This is a genomic window from Actinomadura rugatobispora, assembly GCF_055379765.1.
In genome coordinates this window covers 11,680,936-11,698,583 of sequence record NZ_AP029191.1, presented here as the reverse complement: position 1 = coordinate 11,698,583, position 17,648 = coordinate 11,680,936, and the positions used below count along the sequence as shown (strand labels likewise).

General features: G+C 73.9%; 13 protein-coding genes. 5 read left to right on the top strand and 8 right to left on the bottom strand.

From position 1 onward, the window contains the following. Positions 1-69: 69 nt before the first annotated feature. The 4 genes from ACZ466_RS52425 to ACZ466_RS52410 are packed head-to-tail and all read right to left on the bottom strand — an operon-like array spanning position 70 to position 5,094. Complete coding sequence (locus ACZ466_RS52425) at positions 70-1,104, bottom strand: acyl-CoA dehydrogenase family protein (RefSeq protein ID WP_378283910.1); 1,035 nt, start codon at positions 1,102-1,104, stop codon at positions 70-72. Then, complete coding sequence (locus tag ACZ466_RS52420) at positions 1,101-2,330, bottom strand: acyl-CoA dehydrogenase family protein (protein WP_378283909.1); 1,230 nt, start codon at positions 2,328-2,330, stop codon at positions 1,101-1,103. The genes ACZ466_RS52425 and ACZ466_RS52420 overlap by 4 nt, the downstream gene beginning before the upstream one ends. Further along, entirely contained in the window at positions 2,327-4,279 is a 1,953-nt protein-coding gene (locus tag ACZ466_RS52415) for an acetate--CoA ligase family protein (protein WP_378283908.1), read from the bottom strand. The genes ACZ466_RS52420 and ACZ466_RS52415 overlap by 4 nt, the downstream gene beginning before the upstream one ends. Before the next feature lie 8 nt (positions 4,280-4,287). Further along, positions 4,288-5,094 carry an enoyl-CoA hydratase/isomerase family protein gene (locus tag ACZ466_RS52410; protein WP_378283907.1) on the bottom strand — a complete coding sequence of 269 codons (807 nt, stop codon included), beginning with the start codon at positions 5,092-5,094 and terminating at the stop codon, positions 4,288-4,290. A gap of 142 nt (positions 5,095-5,236) precedes the next feature. Between ACZ466_RS52410 and ACZ466_RS52405 the strand changes: the two genes are divergently transcribed. Beyond that, the gene (locus ACZ466_RS52405; protein ID WP_378283906.1) at positions 5,237-6,121 is read left to right on the top strand and encodes a LysR family transcriptional regulator; all 885 of its coding nucleotides are present in this window, start codon (positions 5,237-5,239) and stop codon (positions 6,119-6,121) included. On the opposite strand, the gene ACZ466_RS52400 is transcribed toward ACZ466_RS52405, so the two are convergent. Then, positions 6,056-6,940 (bottom strand): LysR family transcriptional regulator, encoded by an 885-nt coding sequence (locus ACZ466_RS52400; protein WP_464042322.1) that lies wholly within the window; start codon positions 6,938-6,940, stop codon positions 6,056-6,058. The two genes, ACZ466_RS52405 and ACZ466_RS52400, sit on opposite strands and share 66 nt — an antisense overlap. Positions 6,941-7,120: 180 nt before the next feature. Here ACZ466_RS52400 and ACZ466_RS52395 point away from each other — a divergent pair, with 180 nt between their 5' ends. Genes ACZ466_RS52395 through ACZ466_RS52385 form a run of 3 tightly spaced genes read left to right on the top strand, consistent with a single transcriptional unit; the run spans position 7,121 to position 10,379 of the window. After that, positions 7,121-8,227, top strand: coding sequence for an ABC transporter substrate-binding protein (locus tag ACZ466_RS52395; RefSeq protein ID WP_378283904.1), 1,107 nt, complete (start codon positions 7,121-7,123; stop codon positions 8,225-8,227). Next, the gene (locus ACZ466_RS52390) at positions 8,224-9,348 is read left to right on the top strand and encodes a CaiB/BaiF CoA transferase family protein (RefSeq protein ID WP_378283903.1); all 1,125 of its coding nucleotides are present in this window, start codon (positions 8,224-8,226) and stop codon (positions 9,346-9,348) included. The genes ACZ466_RS52395 and ACZ466_RS52390 overlap by 4 nt, the downstream gene beginning before the upstream one ends. After that, complete coding sequence (locus tag ACZ466_RS52385; RefSeq protein WP_378283902.1) at positions 9,345-10,379, top strand: LLM class F420-dependent oxidoreductase; 1,035 nt, start codon at positions 9,345-9,347, stop codon at positions 10,377-10,379. Before ACZ466_RS52390 ends, ACZ466_RS52385 begins: the two co-directional genes overlap by 4 nt. Here ACZ466_RS52385 and ACZ466_RS52380 read toward each other — a convergent pair. Then, complete coding sequence (locus ACZ466_RS52380; protein WP_378283900.1) at positions 10,360-12,708, bottom strand: NACHT domain-containing protein; 2,349 nt, start codon at positions 12,706-12,708, stop codon at positions 10,360-10,362. The two genes, ACZ466_RS52385 and ACZ466_RS52380, sit on opposite strands and share 20 nt — an antisense overlap. Before the next feature lie 180 nt (positions 12,709-12,888). Here ACZ466_RS52380 and ACZ466_RS52375 point away from each other — a divergent pair, with 180 nt between their 5' ends. Further along, positions 12,889-16,221 (top strand): DUF4132 domain-containing protein, encoded by a 3,333-nt coding sequence (locus ACZ466_RS52375; RefSeq protein WP_378283899.1) that lies wholly within the window; start codon positions 12,889-12,891, stop codon positions 16,219-16,221. A gap of 49 nt (positions 16,222-16,270) precedes the next feature. Here the strand turns inward: ACZ466_RS52375 and ACZ466_RS52370 are convergent, their stop codons facing one another. Both ACZ466_RS52370 and ACZ466_RS52365 read right to left on the bottom strand, forming a co-directional pair. After that, complete coding sequence (locus tag ACZ466_RS52370) at positions 16,271-16,708, bottom strand: nuclear transport factor 2 family protein (protein ID WP_378283898.1); 438 nt, start codon at positions 16,706-16,708, stop codon at positions 16,271-16,273. 31 nt (positions 16,709-16,739) lie between these two features. Next, positions 16,740-17,618, bottom strand: coding sequence for a TIGR03619 family F420-dependent LLM class oxidoreductase (locus ACZ466_RS52365; protein ID WP_378283896.1), 879 nt, complete (start codon positions 17,616-17,618; stop codon positions 16,740-16,742). Positions 17,619-17,648 lie beyond the last annotated feature (30 nt).

Below are 17,648 nucleotides of genomic sequence, written 5' to 3'. Positions count from 1 at the left end.
CCCCTGAAATCTTCCGGACAGTTCCACTGGAGCCTATCAGAATTCTGCTCAGTCGAATTGGATTGCAGGTCAGGCGGTCAGCGCGGCCGCGACCTGTGCGCGGTGGTGGCCGGACGTGCCCAGCAGCAGGGCGCCGACGGTGCAGCGCTTGAAGTAGTGGTGCAGGTCGTGCTCCCAGGTGAACCCGATGCCGCCGTGCAGCTGGAGGGCACCGCCGGCGACCTCCTCGGCCGCCTCCGTCGTCCAGGCCATCGCGGTCGCGGCGACGAGGGCGCGGTCGTCGGCGCCGGTCTCGAGGGCGTCGGCCAGCTCCAGCACCATCGAACGGATGGACTCGACCTGGATCAGCATGCTCGCGCACCGGTGCTTGACGGCCTGCCGGGCGGCGATCGGCAGGCCGAACTGGACCCGCCGGCCTGCGTACTCGACGGTGGTGTCCAGCAGCCAGGTCGCCAGTCCCAGCAGCGTCGCGCCGTGCAGGGCCAGCGCGAGCAGGCGCGCCTCCTCGATCGCCGCGGCCAGGGCGTCGCCGGCGGCCGGCAGCAGGGTGGCGGGGGAGGCCCTGCAGACCACCCGGGAGAGCGGTTGGGTGGCGTCGAGGTTCTCCAGCGGCTCGACGGTGGTGTCGCTCGTCCGTACCAGCGCGAGCCGGCGGCCCTCCGGTGCCTGCACGGCCGCCACGACGATGTCGGCGGCGTCCGCGTCCGGCACGAACGGAAGGGTGCCGTGGACCAGGCCGTCGCCTCTTGGTGACAGCTCGAGCGCGGGGGCGGACCAGGTGCCGTCCTCGGCCAGCAGTCCGTAGGTCGCCAGACCGGTGACCTCGCCACCGGCCGGCACGACGAGGGCGTCCGCGACCGAAGCGCTCAGGAACGGCAGGGGAGCGGCGGCGCGGCCCAGGGCCTCGGCGACCAGGCATGCGGTGACCACGTCACCGGCCTGGGCCGGTTCGAGGAGTCCGATGGCCACCAGGTCGGACCAGAGCTCCGCGTCGAACTTCCGGGGCCCCGGTGCGCGGCGTACCTGCTCCAGCGGGTCGCGCTTGTGCAGCAGGGCGCCGACGGCCTCGGCGAAGTCCGCCTGTTCGGTGGACGCCAGCTTCATGCGTTCCCTCCCTGGGAGCCGGTGAACTCGCGCCAGGAGACGGTCTTGCTGGGGTCCGCCCCGCGCGGCATGCCGAGGGCACGCTCGGCGATCTGGTCGCGGAGCACCTCCGAGGTGCCGCCGGCGATGGTCTTCGGTTGCACGCGCAGGAAGGCCCAGGCGTCGTAGGAGCGGGCGCGGTCGCCGGGGGCGTGGGCGACCGCGCCGAGGCCGGCGCCGCCGAGGATGCCGCGCTGGAGGCGTTTGGTGTGCTCGGCCTGCAGGACCTTGTTGTACGGCGTGCCGTTCGCCACCGGAGGCAGTCCTTCGGAACGGTGGAGGGCGTTGCGCCGGTTGTTCAGCGCGATCGCCTGGGACTCGACGTACAGGCGCACGATCGCGTCGGCCTGGACGGGGTCGGCCCCCGGCAGGCGTTCGGCGACGAGCTCGTCGACGGTGCGGCCGACGACGGAGCCGGGGGTGGCGGCGCCCGCCCCCGAGCCGGCCACGCGCTCGAGCTGGAGCACCGCGCGCACCACCTCCCAGCCCTGGCCGGGTTCACCGAGGCGGTACCGGTCGGGCACCACGACGTCGTCGAGGGTGACCTCGAAGAACTCCGCGTCGCCGGTCATCTGGAGGATCGGCCGGACCTGGACGCCGGGCGTCGAGAGGTCCACGAGGAAGCAGGTCAGGCCGGCGTGCTTGGGCACGTCGATGTCGGTACGGGCGACCGCGAGGCCCCAACCGGCCCGGTCGGCGCGGCTGGTCCAGGTCTTGCGGCCCGTGAGGTGCCACCGGTCGCCGTCGCGGCGGGCGCGGGTCCGGACCGAGGCCAGGTCCGAACCGGCCTCCGGCTCGCTGAAGAGCTGGCACCACAGCACCTCGTTGCGGGCGATCGGGGGGAGCAGCTCGGCGGCGACGTCGTCGCCGGCGAACCTGAGGATCGCGGGCCCGACCCAGCCGGTGCCGATGGCGCTCTCCACCGTGCCCACCCGCCAGCGGGCGAGGGTCCGGCGGACGTCGACGGTCTCGTCGGCGGACAGCGCGCGCCCGCCCAGGCGGGCCGGCCACTCCGGGACGAGCCAGCCGTCGGCCGCGACGGTACGGACCAGACCGGCGGTCAGAGCGGCATCGAGACCGGCGAGGTGGTCGGCCAGGCCCTCGCGGTCGCCGCCGTCGACCAGCTCGATCCAGCGCGCGGGCAGCACCCGCCGCAGCAGCTCCTCGAGCTCCAGCGCGGCGCTCATCGCACGACCCTGGCGTCGAGGGCGACGATCCGGCCGTCGACGACTCCGAGCGGGTTGCACTCGACGAGCGCGGCACCGGTGCGGTCGGCGAGGTCGGCGAGGGCGAACGCCGCCGCGGCGAGCCCCGCCGCCAGCCCGTCGTACCGTCCCGGCACGCGGTCGAACAGCTCGGCCGCCAGTCGCCGGGCGAAGTGCTCGGCTCCGAGGGCCGCCGGCATGGCGACCGTACGATCCAGCAGCTCGACGTGGGCGCCGCCGAGGCCCGCCGAGACGACCGGCCCCCACTGGGGGTCGCGCCGGACTCCGGCGAACAGCTCCATCGACGCGCGGAGCTGGCGCGCCACGATGAGCGGGACACCGCTCGCGAGAAGCTCGGCGGCGACCTCCCGGGCGGTGGCCGCGGTGACGTCGAGCCGGACTCCGCCGGCGCGCGCCTTGTGGACGCCGGCCGCGACGTCGGACTTGAGGACCACCGGCCAGCCGAGATCCTCGCCGCGGGCCAGCACCTCGGCGACCGTGGCCGCGGCGCCCCAGCCGGCCACCTCCACGCCGGCGCCCGCGACGAGCCGGAGGCTCTCGGACGCGGTCGGGTCGGAGGCGAGGGAGCCGGAGCCGGCCGCGACCGGCCTGAGGGCGGCGTCGACGCCCGGCCCCGGCGGCGCGCAGGCCGCGAGGACCCGGCACGCCGAGTCGAGGTCGGGGAGGACGACCTCGCCGGCCTCGATGCGCGGTCTGACGGCGGCCGGCTCCCGGTCGAGCGTGGCGACGACCGTGGGCGGCGCGGCGGCGGCGTGCGCGCCCGCGGCGGCGGCCTGGTCCTCGCGGCCGATCACGACGACGAGATCGACCTCGCCGCTCTCGCGCAGCGTCGTGCAGACCTTCTCCAGCGTCGCGTCGTCGCCGATCGTCTGCGCGGTCACGTCGACCGGGTTGCGCGGGGAGGCGATGCCCGGCAGGTGCGCCATCAAGCGCTCCTGGAGGCCGGCGCTGAGGACCGGGACCTCCAGGCCGACGCCGCTGAGCAGGTCGGCGGCGACGACGCCGGCCCCGCCGGAGCCCGTCACGATTCCGGTGCGGCGCCCGGCCGCGCGGCCCATCAGGGAGAGGCCCAGTCCGGCGAGCACGAGCTCGCGGTCGGAGCCGACGAGCGTGGCGCCGTACGCCTCGAACAGCTCGCGGGTCACCGCGGTGTCCGTGCTCACCGCCGCGGTGTGGGAGGCGGCCGCGGTGGAGCCGGCCTCGGAGAGGCCGCCGAGCAGGCACACGACCGGCACGCCGCGGCGCTTCGCGTCGGCCAGCAGGGCCTGCAGCGCGCCAGCGTCGCGGATCCCCTCCAGGTAGAGCAGCAGGACCCGGGGCTCGGCCGCGGCGAGGACACCCCGGGCCAGGGTGCAGGCGTCCAGGTGGACCTCGTTGCCGCTGCCGATGAAGCCGTCGAGGTGGAAGCCGTATCGGGCGGCCGCCGTGACGACGCGGGCACCGAAGGCGCCGCTCTGGGAGACGAGGAAGGCGCCGCTCCCGTGCCGGCAGTCGACGAGGCTGTCGAAGGCCTGGGCGAAGGTCAGCAGCGCGCGGTCGGGCGCGTGGTAGAGCCCGACGGTGTTCGGGCCCAGGACGATGGTGCCCCGGGCGGTGGTCAGCGGGCCGCCGCCGGTCTCCTCGAAGCCGGAGGCGAACACGACCGCGAACCTGGCACGGCCGTCGATCCGGTCGAGCACCTCCTGGGCGGCCGCGGCCGGCACGCCGAGCAGCGCGACGTCCACGTCCCGGTCGAGACCGTCCCGCGGGCCGGGCGTCAGGACCTCGCCGCCGAACCGCGCCTCGCGCAGGTGCCGCAGGGTGCGGGCGCCGAGGCCGGTCTCGCGCGACGTCCCGCCGATGACGGCGACGCTGGCAGGGGAGAGCAGGGGGCGCAGGTCGGGAACCCGCAGGCCGGACCGGTCCGTCATGTCCGCCCTCATCGGAGCTCGGCCGGGACGCGGGTGTGCTTGGTGGTGCCCCACTCGGGCGCGCGCTTCTCCTTGAAGGCCGCGATGCCCCGCAGGGTCTCGCCGCAGGTGCGGATCCAGGTCAGGACGCGGCGCTCGCGGTTGTAGGCCGCGACCCGGTCGGTCGACTCCAGGAACTCGTACATGAGCCGCTTGGTGGCGGTCATCGACACCGGCGCGCAGTGCGCGGCCATGTCGGACGCGAGTTCGACGGCGACCTTGAGCACGTCCGCCGGCGCGGCGATGTGGGTCGCCAGGCCGCGGCGCTCGAACTCGGCGCCGTCGATCGTGCGGCCGGTCAGCAGCAGGTCCATCGCGACGCCGAAGCCCGCCAGCCGGGGGAGGAGCCAGGTCGAGCCGCGGTCGGGCATGATGCCGACCCGGTTGAACGAGAAGGCCAGGCGGGCCGAGTCGGCCACGACGCGGATGTCGGCCTGCATCGCCCAGGTGAGGCTCACGCCGATGGCGTCACCGTTGATGGCCGCGATGATCGGCGTGCTCAGGTTCCACGGCGCCTTCTCCGGCTCGGTCAGGGTCTCGACGCCGTGGGTCTTCTCGTCGCGCCAGTTCATGTCGAGGTCCGCGCCCACCCCGAAGTGCTCGCCGCGCCCGCTCACCACGATCACCGACACCTCCGGGTCGGCGTCGAAGGCGACCAGCGCCTCCTGGAGCTGGAGCGCCATCAGCGGGGTGTAGGAGTTGCGACGGTCCGGGCGGTCCAGGAAGACCAGGCCGACGCGGTCCTGCCGCTCGACGGTGACGTGGCGTTCGGTCATGGGTGCTCCGGTGTTCTGCGAGCGCATGGCGCGGTTACGGGTGTTTCGGCTACCACTGTCGCGCCACCGGAGGCATATGTGCAAAGACCGCTTTTTCGCAGGTCCCATCGGCGGTTCCTATGTCTGGCTAGGGTGGGCTGTCATGGACCTCCGGACGCTGCGCTACTTCGTCGCGGTCGTCGACGAGGGCGGCATGACCCAGGCCGCCCGCGTGCTGTTCGTGAGCCAGCCGTCGCTCTCCCTGGCGATGCGCCGTCTCGAGGACGAGCTCGGGGTCCGGCTCTTCGACCGGTCCGGCCGGGGTGCCGTTCCCACGGCCGACGGTGCGCGGCTGGCCGGCCTGGCGCGCCAGGTGATCGCCGAGGCCGACGGTGCCAGGGAACGGGTCCGGCAGGTGTCCGGCCTCGAGGTCGGCCGGCTGGTCGTCGCGACGTCGGCCACCCTCGCGGTGCATCCGCTGACCCCGCTCATCGCCGCGCTTCGCGGGAGGCATCCGGGACTCGAGGTCCACGTCCGGGACGCGAGCACCGCGGCCGGGGCCTTCGGCGCGGTGCGCTCGGGCGAGGCCGAGCTGGGCGTGGTCGACGACATGCCCCCGGACGCGGGATGGGACCGGTGCGACCTCGGTGCCGAGGAGATCGTGCTGGTGGCGAGTCCGGAGTTCGCCGCCGGGCTGGCGGAGCCGGTCGCGCGGGCCCGGGTCGCGGACCTCGACCTCGGGGTGATCCCCTCGGACCTCGACTCCGCGAGCACCGCCGCGACGGCCGTGGCGTCGATGCTGGGCCGGGTCCGGGCCCAGTGCGCCCACCGGGCGATGCTGTGGGAACTGGTCAGGGACGGCACGGTCGCGACGTTCGCCGGCCGGGACACGGCGAAGGCCGTCATGCCCTGGGCGTCGCTCCGCTCGCTCGACCCGCCGCTGTGGCGGGAGGCCCACCTGGTCTGGCGCGAGCAGGCGCTGTCACCCGCCGGCGCCGCCCTCGTCGAACTCGCCCGCGGCCGCGACGAACCCCCGGGCGACCGGTGAGAGGCGGACCGGGTCGAAGACCAGCCCGACCGACTGGGTGAACGGCGGGTCCAGCGGTCGCACGTGTGCGCCGGCGGCCGCCGCGTCCACGGCGAGTCGAGGGCCGACGATCGTGGCGCCCACCCCGGCCAGCATCAGCGAGGTGCGGGCCTCGCGCTGGTCCGCGACCACGGCGGCCGACAGGGGGGTCCGGGCCGTGGCGCGCTCGAGAGCCGAGTTGCGGCCCGGCGCGACGAGCACGGTCGGCACGGCGGACAGCTCCCGCATCGTCACCGCGCCTTCCGGGACGGCTCCGGAGCGCGGGGGGAAGGCGACCCGCCACTCCCACGAGCCGATCGGCAGCACCGTCAGCGCGCCGTCCACCGGCGGGGACAGGGGCAGCCGGGTGCAGACGATCTCCGCGGTGCCTCCGGTCAGGACCTCGGCCACCGCGTCCTCGCGGGCGAGGTCGTGCACCCGGACCGCCCGCCCCGGCGCGGCGCCGAGCCACGCTGAGACGAGCGACGAGAACGGGCCGCTGACCACGGTCGACAGGGCCGCGAGCTCCAGCCGGCCGCCCCGGCCGGCCGCGGCCAGGGTCTCCCCGGCCTGCTCGCAGTCGCGGAGGATCCGGCGCGCCGGGCCGACCAGGGCGTGGCCCGCCGGCGTCGGTGACATCCCGCGGCCGACGCGGTGGAACAGCTGTGCCGCGAGCTCCTGCTCCAGGGCGCGGATCGCGGCCGACACCGTCGACTGCTGAACGCCGAGCCGTGCGGCTGCGGCCGTCGCGCTGCCGGTGTCGCGGACGCTCAGGAAGGCCCGCAGCTGGTGGAGCTCCATGGCAGCAGCCTAGGACCCGGCCGCCGGTCCGGCCGGACGGCCGGGGTGACCTCCCCTTCGGCGGATGCGGCCGAATCTCGGCACAGCCCTTGACAGACCAGTGACCGCGATCACAGGATTGCACCCACTGAAATGAAATTCCATTGTAGGAAATGAGCAATGGACGAGGAGAGGACCACGATGCGTCGACTTCCTGGTCGTTCGGCGACCGCTGCCGCCGCCGCACTGCTGGTGCTGTCGGGTGCCCTGGCCGCTTGCGCCGGCCCGCAGGGCGGCGCCGGCGGCGCCGGCGGGGCGGACAAGAAGTCGGGAGCGGCGATCTGCCCGGCCGCCGGCACCAAGGGCACGATCAAGATCGGCATGAGCTCCCCGCTCGCCGTGTTCGCGCCGCTCCTGCTCGGCATCCAGACCGGGGCGTTCGACAAGGCCGGCATCGACGTCGAGATCCAGAAGATCCCGAGCGCCGAATCGCTGCCGCTGGTCGCCCGCGGTCAGCTCGACGCGCAGATGACCTCGCTGAGCTCGGCCCACTTCAACACGCTGAAGGACAAGGTCGACGTTCGCTGGATCGTGCCAATGGACGACCAGCAGAAGATCCCGGCCGGCACCCCGGTGCCCGGCTACTGGTCCCGCAAGGACGTCGTCGGCAGTGCCACCTCCCCCGACCTCTCCAAGCTCAAGGGCGCCAAGGTCAGCACTCCCACCGGTGGCACCGGCGTGAGCGGACTGATCCTCGACACCGCGCTGAGCAAGGTGGGTCTGGGCATCAAGGACGTCAAGCTCTCCCCGCCGCTGGTCGGCCCCGACGCGCTGAACGCACTCGCGAACGGTGCGGTCACGGCCGCCTGGATCTCCGCTCCCCTCGAGGTCGAGGCCGCCAAGAACCCCGACCTCGTTCCGATCGCGGGCTACGCGCCGGGCGTGACCGGCACCGCCATCATGGCCGGCCGGGGGCTCCTCGATCGGCCCGAGGTCGCCGTCAAGTTCGTCCAGGTGCTCAGCAAGGTCACCACGCAGTACCTCAAGGGGGACTACCGCAAGAACCCCGAGACGGTGCGCCTGCTCGCGGCCGCCGAGGAGGTCGACAAGTCCACGATCGAGAAGTCGGCCCTCCTCGCCTTCGACCCGTCGTTCTCGATGGAGGGAACGGAGAAGTTCGCGGACGACCTGCAGGCGTTCGCCCTCAAGCGCGGCGAGCTGGAGTACGACAAGCCGCTCGACTCCGCGGGCCTCATCGACGCCCGGTTCACCGAAGCCGCGGCGAGCTGCGCCTCCGTCGTCAAATGAGCACAGGCGCCCCCCTGGACGGCGTCCGTGTCGTCGAGCTCGGCGGCATCGGTCCCGTCCCGCACGCCGGCATGCTGCTCGCGTCCCTCGGCGCGGACGTCGTACGGGTCGAGCGATCCGGTGAGGAGCCGGACGCGCGGGCCTGGGACGCCACGCGCCGGGGGAGGACGGTCATCACCGCCGACCTCAAGTCACCGGAGGACGTTCGACGGGTCCGCGATCTGGGCGCGGCCGCGGACGTGCTGGTCGAGGGCTTCCGGCCGGGGGTGGCCGAGCGGATGGGGCTCGGCCCCGACGAACTCCGCACGCGCAACCCGGGACTGGTCTACGCCCGGATGACCGGCTGGGGCCAGAACGGCCCCTGGGCCGGCCGGGCGGGTCACGACATCAACTACATCGGGCTCACCGGCGCGCTCCACGCCATCGGCGGCGACCGGCCGCTGCCCCCGCTCAACCTCGTCGGCGACTTCGGCGGCGGGTCCGCCTACCTGGTCCTCGGTGTCGTGTCCGCGCTGGTCCGGCGCGGCCGCACCGGGGAGGGCTGCGAGATCGACGCGGCGATCGTCGACGGGACCAGCAGCCTGATGCAGCTGATCTGGTCGCTCCAGGCCGACGGCCGCTGGCAGGACCGGCGCGCCGCGAACCTGCTCGACGGAGGCACGCCGTACTACCGGACCTACCGCTGCGCCGACGGCGGCTGGATGGCCGTCGGCGCCCTCGAGCCGGCCTTCTACCGGGCCGTGCTCGAGGGCCTCGGGCTGACCGGCCCGGACCTCCCGGATCGCGACTGCCCGGCCCAGTGGCCGGCGCTGGAGTCGCTCCTCGCGAGCACCTTCGCGAGCCGTCCGCGCCACCACTGGGAATCGGTGTTCGAGGGAACCGACGCCTGTGTCACGCCGGTCCTGACGATGGCCGAGGCCTCGACCCACCCCCACATGGCCGCACGTTCGGTGCTCCGGAACGACCCCGACGGCGTCCTGGCCGCGGCCGCCCCGCGCGAGGCCGGCGCTGAGGCGTCGTACCTGCCCCCCTCGACCCGCCTCTCGGCCGACGACGCACTGCGCCGCTGGCGCGAAGCCGCACCACGGGACCTCCGCTCTCCAGGAGCCGATACCCGATGAAGTTCGGAATGCCGATCCCGCACGCGGACGGCTTCAAGCAGTCGGTCGAAGGGCTCCAGGCACTGGAGGACGGGGGCCTCGACGTCGTCACCGTCCCCGAGGCGTACACCTTCGACGCCGTCAGCCACCTCGGCTACATCGCCGCCCGGACCAGCAGGGTCGAGCTCGCGACCTCGATCCTCAACATCTACTCGCGCACGCCCGCGCTCCTCGCGATGACGGCCGCGGGCCTCGACCACGTCTCCGGCGGCCGGTTCTCCTTCGGTGTCGGGTCGAGCGGCCCCCAGGTCATCGAGGGCTTCCACGGCGTCCCGTTCGACGCGCCGCTCGGGCGCACCCGGGAGGTCGTGGCGATCTGCCGGCAGGCGTGGGGCCGGGAGAGGGCCGAGCCGCACGGCCGCCACCACGACGTGCCGCCCACGTCGCCCAAGCCCGTCAGCCCGCCGGTGCGACCGAGCATCCCGATGACCCTCGCGGCCCTGGGGCCGAAGAACATCGCCCTGGCCGCGGAGCTGTTCGAGGCGTGGCAGCCGATCTTCTACCACCCCGAGCTCGCGGACGAGGTCTTCGGCGAGTCCCTCGCGGAGGGACGCGCCAAGCGCGACCCGCTCCTGCCCGACCTCCGGGTCATCGCGGACGCCAAGTTCTTCCTCAGCGACGACGAGCACGAACTCGAGGCGGCCCGCGCCGGCGTTCGCGCCGCCCTCGCCCTCTACATCGGCGGAATGGGCGCCCGCGGCAAGAACTTCTACCACCGGCTGGTGACCCGCCTCGGCTTCGGCGCCGCCGCGAACGAGATCCAGGATCTCTACCTCGGCGGCTCCAAGGACGCGGCGGCCGCGGCCGTCCCCGACACGCTCGTCGACAGCATCTCGCTCGTCGGGGGACCGGACCACATCGAGGCGAGAGTGGCGGCCTACGCCGCAGCGGGTGTGGACCAGATGAACCTGTCGCCCGTGTCGACCGACAACGACGAGCGGGCTCGCCAGTTCGCGCACCTGCGGAAGATCGCTATCCGTCTCGGCCTTTGATTCGTTGCCAGAAGGCGTAGAACGGGTCGCGGGACACTCCTGGTGATTGCCACTTGACCGTCAGTGGGCAGGGCCGGGTGTCGACCCGGGTGAGCGTGAGGGTGAAGCGTGTCGTGTTCCGGTCCGTCTGCGGCCAGGACCAGTCCGAGCTCGATCGCCCGGCCGTCAGGCGTTTCCGGCTGGTCGCTCCTCCGGCGGTGATCGCCGCGTCGACGGCGGAGCCCCGGCATCCCTCGGCCGACCAGCCCCCTCGCCACGAGCTCACCGGGGCGCGGCTGCCGCCGAGGATCTCGAAGGTGGTGGTGTGCGGCTGCCCGGCGCGCAGCCGCTCCCACGCGAGGGTCGTGTCGCGGACGCAGGGCTGGACGGGGTCGCCGACGATGCAGACGGGCGTATCGATCACCCTCGGCTGGGATCCCGCGACGACCGACACCGCGTCCGCCTTGGCGAGCAACGCGAATCCCCAGAACGCGGCGCACGCGGTGACCACCAAGGCGCCAAGGCGCAGCATCGGAGTCCTGAGCCAGTTGCCCGACACGATCCGCATCCAACCGGGCAGGCGGCGCGGCTCGCGGCCCTCATCGCGGGTCTGGGCGATGAGGGCGTCCTGGAGGCGGGCGTGGCGGAACTGGTACACCGCGCCGACCCGGCGCAGCACGGCGGTGTTCCGGTGGGCGTCCTGCACGAACCGCATGAGGAAGAACGGCAGCCGGCCGCGCAGCGCCAGCCACAGCCGGGAGATGTGGTACGCGCCCCAGGAGGTGCTGAGCGCCGCGCTGAGCGCGAACACGGCCGCCAGCACCCAGCCGGTGCCGGCCAGGTCGTGGTGGTCGGCCAGCAGGGTCGCCACCAGGCTGCCGGTCAGGCCGCCGACCAGTGCGGTCCAGCCGACCGCGACGATGCCGTTCCAGCGCAGCAGGGTGCCCGCTTCGGCCGCGTGCCGGGCGTTCACCGGGACCTCCGAACCGGGGATGAGGGCGGTGACCGCTCCGGCCGTGCCCAGTGCCGCCGCGAGCCACAGCCCGCCGGTCCAGTCGAACACCAGCTCGCCCAGCCTCCACCCGCCGTAGGCCAGGATCAGGCCGACCAGAACCGGGACCGCCGGCGAGCGCAGGCGCCACAGCTCGATGTCGCGTGTTCCCCAGGCGGCCATGTGCCTGCTCAGGGTGGTCAGCCAGCGGCGGGCGCGGTCGGGCCGGTAGCGGCGGTCGGGGTCGCGGTCGGAGTAGACGGCGGGAATGAGGCTGTTGAGCAGGTGGTGCTCGATCGACTCGCGGTCGGGGAAACGCCCGGTGTCCAGCAGTTCGGCGGGCGGTTCGGCGCGGGTGCGGTAGACGGCGCGCAGCAGGTCGACCATCAGGGGGGTTTCCAGCGCCCTGGCGAGCGGGCTCCGGGGATGCTCGCGCAGGTGCCGGACGATCGGGTCCCAGCGATTCTCGCCCTCCATTTCGGCGTCGCTGAAGAACGCGATGGCGTCCTCCGGGTCGATGGGTTCCACCTCGACCACGCGGGCACGGGACAGGAACGCGCGGGAGTCCCTCACCGCCGTCTCGTACTCGTCTCTGCGGCAGGTGAGCAGGAACGGGCGGTCGCTCAGCTCCCGGTCGATGCCGCGCAGCGCCTTGGGCCGCAGGGGCGAGGGGATCTCGTCCAGGCCGTCCAGGACGGGCAGAATCCGGCTCATGAGGCCGAGCGCGGTCTCCGGGGCCAGGCCGTGGTCCTCGGCGAGGCGTCCGGCCATCCACGTGTTCAGGCCGATCTTGGGATCCCACGCCGACAGCGGGAACAGCACCGGGATTCGGTCCAGCTCGGAACGGGTGAACAACTCCAGCAGCGTCCGCACCATCAGGGCCGTCTTGCCCGCCCCCGGTTCCCCGATCACCACCAGCTGCCGGTGCCGCAACTCCAGCAGCGCGTCGGCCAGCTCGGCGCCCTCGCCGTCCCGGCCGTGACCGCCGGTGCCCTCGCCGAAGACCGCCGACCGCGCGGCCTGCACCCGCCGCCGCGTCTGCGACCAGCCGATCACCAGGGGTCTGTTGCCCGGCAGCCGCAGCCGTTCCTCGTCTCGCCACTGGGCCCGGACGGCTTCGGCCAGGGCTCGGAACGCCTCGTCGTCATCTTCGCGGTGGTCGCGGCGCAGAGCCTGGACGGCCACGACCAGCGCGGACACCGCCAACCCAGCCGTCACGATCCCCACCGGCAGCGCCAGCGCCCCGCCGAACTGGTCGGCCTTCTCCAGCCCGAGGGTCCACTGGTAGAGCGCGCTTGCCAGCATCAGCGGGACCGCCACCACCAGTGGTACCGCCCACTTGGGCGACCGCCGTCTCACGGCGGCCTTCGGTACGACGAAGAAAACGGCATGATCATCACAATAGAGCGGAGAGGGGATCGGCGTCGCTCAGCGGTTCTTCGCGTGGCGGTCCCACGAGGAGGACGGGGGCGAGCAGCGCCGCGACCACGTCATCCGACCCGGCGGCTCTGTCGGTGATCTCGTCTACGGTACGTCGACATGACCGAACTCGCAGGATCGGACGAGAACGCCCTGGTCGTGCCGGACGCCTGGCGCCGCGTCCACCACCCTCGCCGCGACCGCCCGGGTGTGCCGGCGCCGCCCGCCCCCGCGCCGGCCGCCGCCGGAAAGGTGCGGCAACTGGTGGACCGCGTCCGAGACGAGATCGAGGACATCCTCGCGCTGCCCGGTACTCCGCCGGCGACCGCCGAGGCGGCCCGCGCCCACCTGCGCGGCGAGCCGGACCCGCGCGGCGCGGCGGCGGTCGCGCTCGCCGCCGCCGTTCTGAACGGGCTGTCGCGCAGTGACGATCGCCTGTTCACGACCGTGTGGACGGCCGACCACGGCGTCCCCTTCGCCGCCGCGGCCTTCGCGGAGCTGGGCGGCATGCATGCCGACTTCGACGTCGTCGACAGGGGACGCCGGTGGAACGGCATCGCGGAGGGGCCGGTGTCGGAGACGTGGAGCCCCTTCGCGCTGAGCCGCGAGAGCGCGCGGTGGCTGCGGATGCACCTCGCGGCCTCTTCCGACGAGGTGTACGCCGAGGCCGTCGAGGGCCTCGCTCGGCGGCGCGACCACCTGCTGCAGCGGCTGGTCGGGGCCTACCTCGCGCCGACCCGCCGCGACTGGGTGGAGGAGCTGTGCGCCAACCCGGGCGGGCTCGCGAACAGGGGCAGCGGGGAGCGGTGGATGCTGCTGTGCGCGCTCGGCGAACCGCACCAGCTCGCCGCGTTCCCCGATCCGCTCGACTTCGCCTACCGCAGCCTGGACGTCATCGCCACGCTGGTCGACGGGGTCGGCTTCGAGCCCCTCGTGCCGCTGCTGGCCGGCGCCGCCGACGAACCGTACTGCGGTGCCGACGTCCTGCGCACCATGGTGGACGTCCTCGCCGCGCTGCCGTCGGACGCCGCGTTCCAGGCCCTCGCCGACAGGGTGGCCCGCCCCGACGTCCCGTCCGCCGTGGTGGCCGCCGCCCGCCGCTTCCCGGCCCGCGCGATGCGCCTGCTGCCCGGGGCGGCCGCCCCGCAGGCCGCCGACCTGCTGTCCGCGCACGTCCGGGCACATCCCGGCCTCGCCGAGGAGATGCTCCCCGGCCTTCCCGCGGCCGCGCAGACGGCGATCCGGGCGGTCCTGGACGCGAACGCGCGCCTTCCCGAGGCCGCGGACCTGCCGCCGCTGCTGTCCGACCCGCCGTGGACCCGTCCCCGCGCCAAGACCGGGCCGGTCGTCATCCAGCACCTGCCCTCGCCCGGCCACCGCGCCGTCGCCTGGGAGCCGGGCGAGCGCGAGGCGTGGCTGGCCGAGACGCCCTTCCTGTGGGCCGACACGCTCGACCACGAGGAGCGGGCCGCGCAGTTCGCCGCCGGAACGCTGGCGCCGCACCAGCAGCCCGTGCTGTTCGTCAGGGGCCCGGAGGACCTGGCCCGACCCCTGCTCGCGGGCTGGGAGCCCCCGGACGTCTGGGAACCGTCCGCCTGGATGCGGGTCGTCGTCGCCCGCTTCGAGGCCGACGCCGCCGGCGCCGCCCTGCTCGCCGCCCGCCACAACCCCGCCGGCGCCGCCGGGATCCTGCTGCCGCTGCTCAGCGACGAGATCGTGCGGACGATGGCCGACTGGCTCGCCCGCCTCAAGGACGCCGGGCGGACGGCCCGCGCCTGGTTCACCCGGCACGGCCTGGCCGCCGTCCCGGCGCTCCTCCCAGACGCGCTCGGCAAGGCCGGCGCCGCCCGCCGCGCCGCCGAGGCGGCCCTGCGCATGCTCGCCGCGCGGCACGGCGCGGAGCCGATCTTCGAGGCGGCCCGAGTCCACGGCGGCGAGGCCGCCGCCGCGATCGAGGCCATGCTCGCCGCCGACCCCCTCGACAACCTGCCCGGCAAGATCCCGGCCGCCGACTGGGCCGACCCGCGGGTGCTCCCGCAGATCCTTCTGCGCGACCGCGCGCACGCCCTCCCCGACGGAGCCACCGGGCACGTCCTGACGATGCTGGCGATGTCCAAGCCCGGCGACGCCTACGCGGGCGTTCACGCCGTCCGCGAGCTGTGCGACCCCGACTCGCTCGCCGAGTTCGGCTGGGCGCTGTTCCGCTGGTGGGAGACGTGCGGCGCCCGGTCCAAGGACGGCTGGGCGCTCACCCAGCTGGCCCTGACCGGTGATGACGAGACCGTCCGCCGCCTCACCCCGGTGATCCGGGCGTGGCCGGGGGAGGGCGGGCACTCCAAGGCGGTGACCGGCCTGGACGTCCTGGCCGCGATCGGCACCGACACGGCGCTCATGCACCTGCACGCGATCGCGCAACGGGTGAAGTTCAAGGCGCTCAAGCGCCGCGCCCAGGAGAAGATCGGGGAGGTCGCGGCCGGGCTCGAACTGACCCCCGACCAGCTCGCCGACCGGCTCGTCCCGGACTTCGGCCTGGACGCCTCCGGCACCCTCACCCTCGACTACGGCCCGCGCCGCTTCACGGTCGGTTTCGACGAGCAGCTCAGGCCGACGATCACCGATGAAGACGGCAAGGCCCGCCGCGCGCTTCCCAAGCCGGGTGCCAAGGACGACCCCGAACTCGCGCCCGCCGCCCACAAACGGTTCTCGGCCCTGAAGAAGGACGTCCGCACGGTCGCCGCCGACCTGGTCACCCGCCTCGAAACGGCCATGGTCACCCGCCGCCGCTGGCCCCTAGGCGAGTTCCGCGACCTCCTCGCCGGGCATCCCCTGGTCCGCCATCTCGTGGGGCGCCTGGTCTGGCTCGCGGAACACGACGGCCGCGTGATCGCCTTCCGCGTCGCCGAGGACGGCACCTACGCCGACGCCGCCGACGACACCCTCGCCCTCCCCGACCGGGCCTTGATCGGCATCGCCCACCCGCTCGACCTCGGCGGCACCGTCCCCGCCTGGAGCGAGCTGCTGGCAGACTACGAGATCCTCCAGCCGTTCCGGCAGCTCGCCCGTACCGTCCACACCCTCACCGGCGCCGAGCGCGAGGCCGGGCACCTGGAGCGCTTCGCGGGCCTGAAGGTCCCGGCCCGCGTCCTCCTCGGCCTGACCGGGCGCGGCTGGGACCGGGGCGCGCCGCAGGACGCGGGCGTCGAATGCTGGATCTCCCGCCGCGTCGGCCCCGGCCGCCACGTCGTCATCGACCTCGATCCCGGCCTGCCCGTGGGCGACCCCGACGGCATGGGCGACCAGACCATCGACGGCGTCGGGCTCCGGGCGCGGCCCGAGAGCGCCTACTTCCGCATACGGGACGGCGACGCGCCGCTGCGCTTCGGCGACCTCCACCCCGTCACGGCCTCCGAGATCCTTGCCGACCTGCACACCCTCCTCGAGCAGGCGAGCTGAGGATCGCCGGGGCGACCCTTCATCGGAGGCGGGTCCGCCGGACCGCCGCCTACGGCGAGGTCAGGGTGGCCATCGCGCGGTCCGGTTCCCAGTGGGCGCGGAACGAGGTGATCAGGCCGCGGTCATCGACCGTGTAGACGGTCAGGCAGTCGATCGTCATGGTGGTCCCGCCGTCCAGCGTCGTGGTGATGGTGACGACGTTGGCGCAGGCGGGGCCGTTGGCGAACGAGTCGCTCACCCGGAAGTGGAACCTGCGCACCCGGGCGATGTTCTCGTCCCAGAACCGCTCGATCCCGTCCGGGCCCCGGTGCCCCTTGCCCTCGGGGTCGAGCATCGAGGGGCCGACGGGATCCTCGATGACGGCGTCCGGGCCGAACAGCGCGAGCCACTCCCGCTTGCGCCCGCCGGCGGCCGCGGCCATCGACGCGCGCGCCGCCCGGCGCGCGGGGTGGTCGCCGTCCGGCGCTTCCCAGGTGACCGCGTCCATAGCGCAAACTGTAACGTGTTCTCGTTTTGGGTCAAGACCCGGACTTCGCGATCACCGTCTCGGCGAACCGCTCCAGGTGCTCGATCTTCTGCTCCAGCGGCTCGGTGTCGCGGCCCTTCACGTACGGCAGCCGGAAACCGACGATCACATCGGTGACGCCCTTGTCCTCCAGGCGCTTCACCCCGTCCGGCGTGTACGCGTCCAGCGAGATCGCGTGCACCTCGAACGGGCGGTCCGCGGTGCCCTCCTCCGCGCGCAGCTCGGCCAGCCGGCCCAGCAGCCGGTCCAGCTCCGCCGCCTCGCCGCCGCCGTGCATCCAGCCGTCCCCGAGCCGGGCCGCCCGGCGCAGCGCCGGCTCGCTGTGCCCGCCGACCAGGATCGGGATCGGCTCGGTGGGCACCGGCGACATCTTCACCGCGGGCAGGTCGAAGAACTCGCCGTGATATTCGAAGTACCCCCCGCCCGTCAGCCCGCGGACGACCTCGATCGCCTCGTCCATCCGCTTGCCGCGCCGCTCCCAGGGCACCCCCATCACCGTGAAGTCCTCGGGCCACGGGCTCACCCCGACCCCGAGCCCCAGCCGGCCGCCGGTCAGGTAGGCGATCGAGCTCGCCTGCTTGGCCACCAGCGCCGGCGGCCGCACCGCCAGCTTGAGCACGAACGGCGTGAACCGGATCCGGGACGTGACCGCCCCCATCGCCGCGATCAGGGTGAACGTCTCGATGAAGTCCTTGTCCTCCAGGAACCCCCGATCACCGTCCGCCGTGTACGGATAGACCGCGTCCGACTCCCGCGGATAGACCAGCGAGTCGGCGACGGCGAAGCTCGTGTACCCCGCCTCCTCGGCCGCCCGGGCCAGCGGCAGGTAGTACGACGCGTCGGTCATGGACTCCACGTAGGTGAACCGCATGGCCCCGAGGATATAGAACACGTTTCAGTT

Bases quoted from the DNA above. Each gene is read 5' to 3' on its own strand.
- ACZ466_RS52425 (WP_378283910.1), bottom strand. From the start codon at position 1,104: ATGAAGCTGGCGTCCACCGAACAGGCGGACTTCGCCGAGGCCGTCGGC.
- ACZ466_RS52420 (WP_378283909.1), bottom strand. From the start codon at position 2,330: ATGAGCGCCGCGCTGGAGCTCGAGGAGCTGCTGCGGCGGGTGCTGCCC.
- ACZ466_RS52415 (WP_378283908.1), bottom strand. From the start codon at position 4,279: ATGACGGACCGGTCCGGCCTGCGGGTTCCCGACCTGCGCCCCCTGCTC.
- ACZ466_RS52410 (WP_378283907.1), bottom strand. From the start codon at position 5,094: ATGACCGAACGCCACGTCACCGTCGAGCGGCAGGACCGCGTCGGCCTG.
- ACZ466_RS52405 (WP_378283906.1), top strand. From the start codon at position 5,237: ATGGACCTCCGGACGCTGCGCTACTTCGTCGCGGTCGTCGACGAGGGC.
- ACZ466_RS52400 (WP_464042322.1), bottom strand. From the start codon at position 6,940: ATGGAGCTCCACCAGCTGCGGGCCTTCCTGAGCGTCCGCGACACCGGC.
- ACZ466_RS52395 (WP_378283904.1), top strand. From the start codon at position 7,121: ATGCGTCGACTTCCTGGTCGTTCGGCGACCGCTGCCGCCGCCGCACTG.
- ACZ466_RS52390 (WP_378283903.1), top strand. From the start codon at position 8,224: ATGAGCACAGGCGCCCCCCTGGACGGCGTCCGTGTCGTCGAGCTCGGC.
- ACZ466_RS52385 (WP_378283902.1), top strand. From the start codon at position 9,345: ATGAAGTTCGGAATGCCGATCCCGCACGCGGACGGCTTCAAGCAGTCG.
- ACZ466_RS52375 (WP_378283899.1), top strand. From the start codon at position 12,889: ATGACCGAACTCGCAGGATCGGACGAGAACGCCCTGGTCGTGCCGGAC.
- ACZ466_RS52370 (WP_378283898.1), bottom strand. From the start codon at position 16,708: ATGGACGCGGTCACCTGGGAAGCGCCGGACGGCGACCACCCCGCGCGC.
- ACZ466_RS52365 (WP_378283896.1), bottom strand. From the start codon at position 17,618: ATGCGGTTCACCTACGTGGAGTCCATGACCGACGCGTCGTACTACCTG.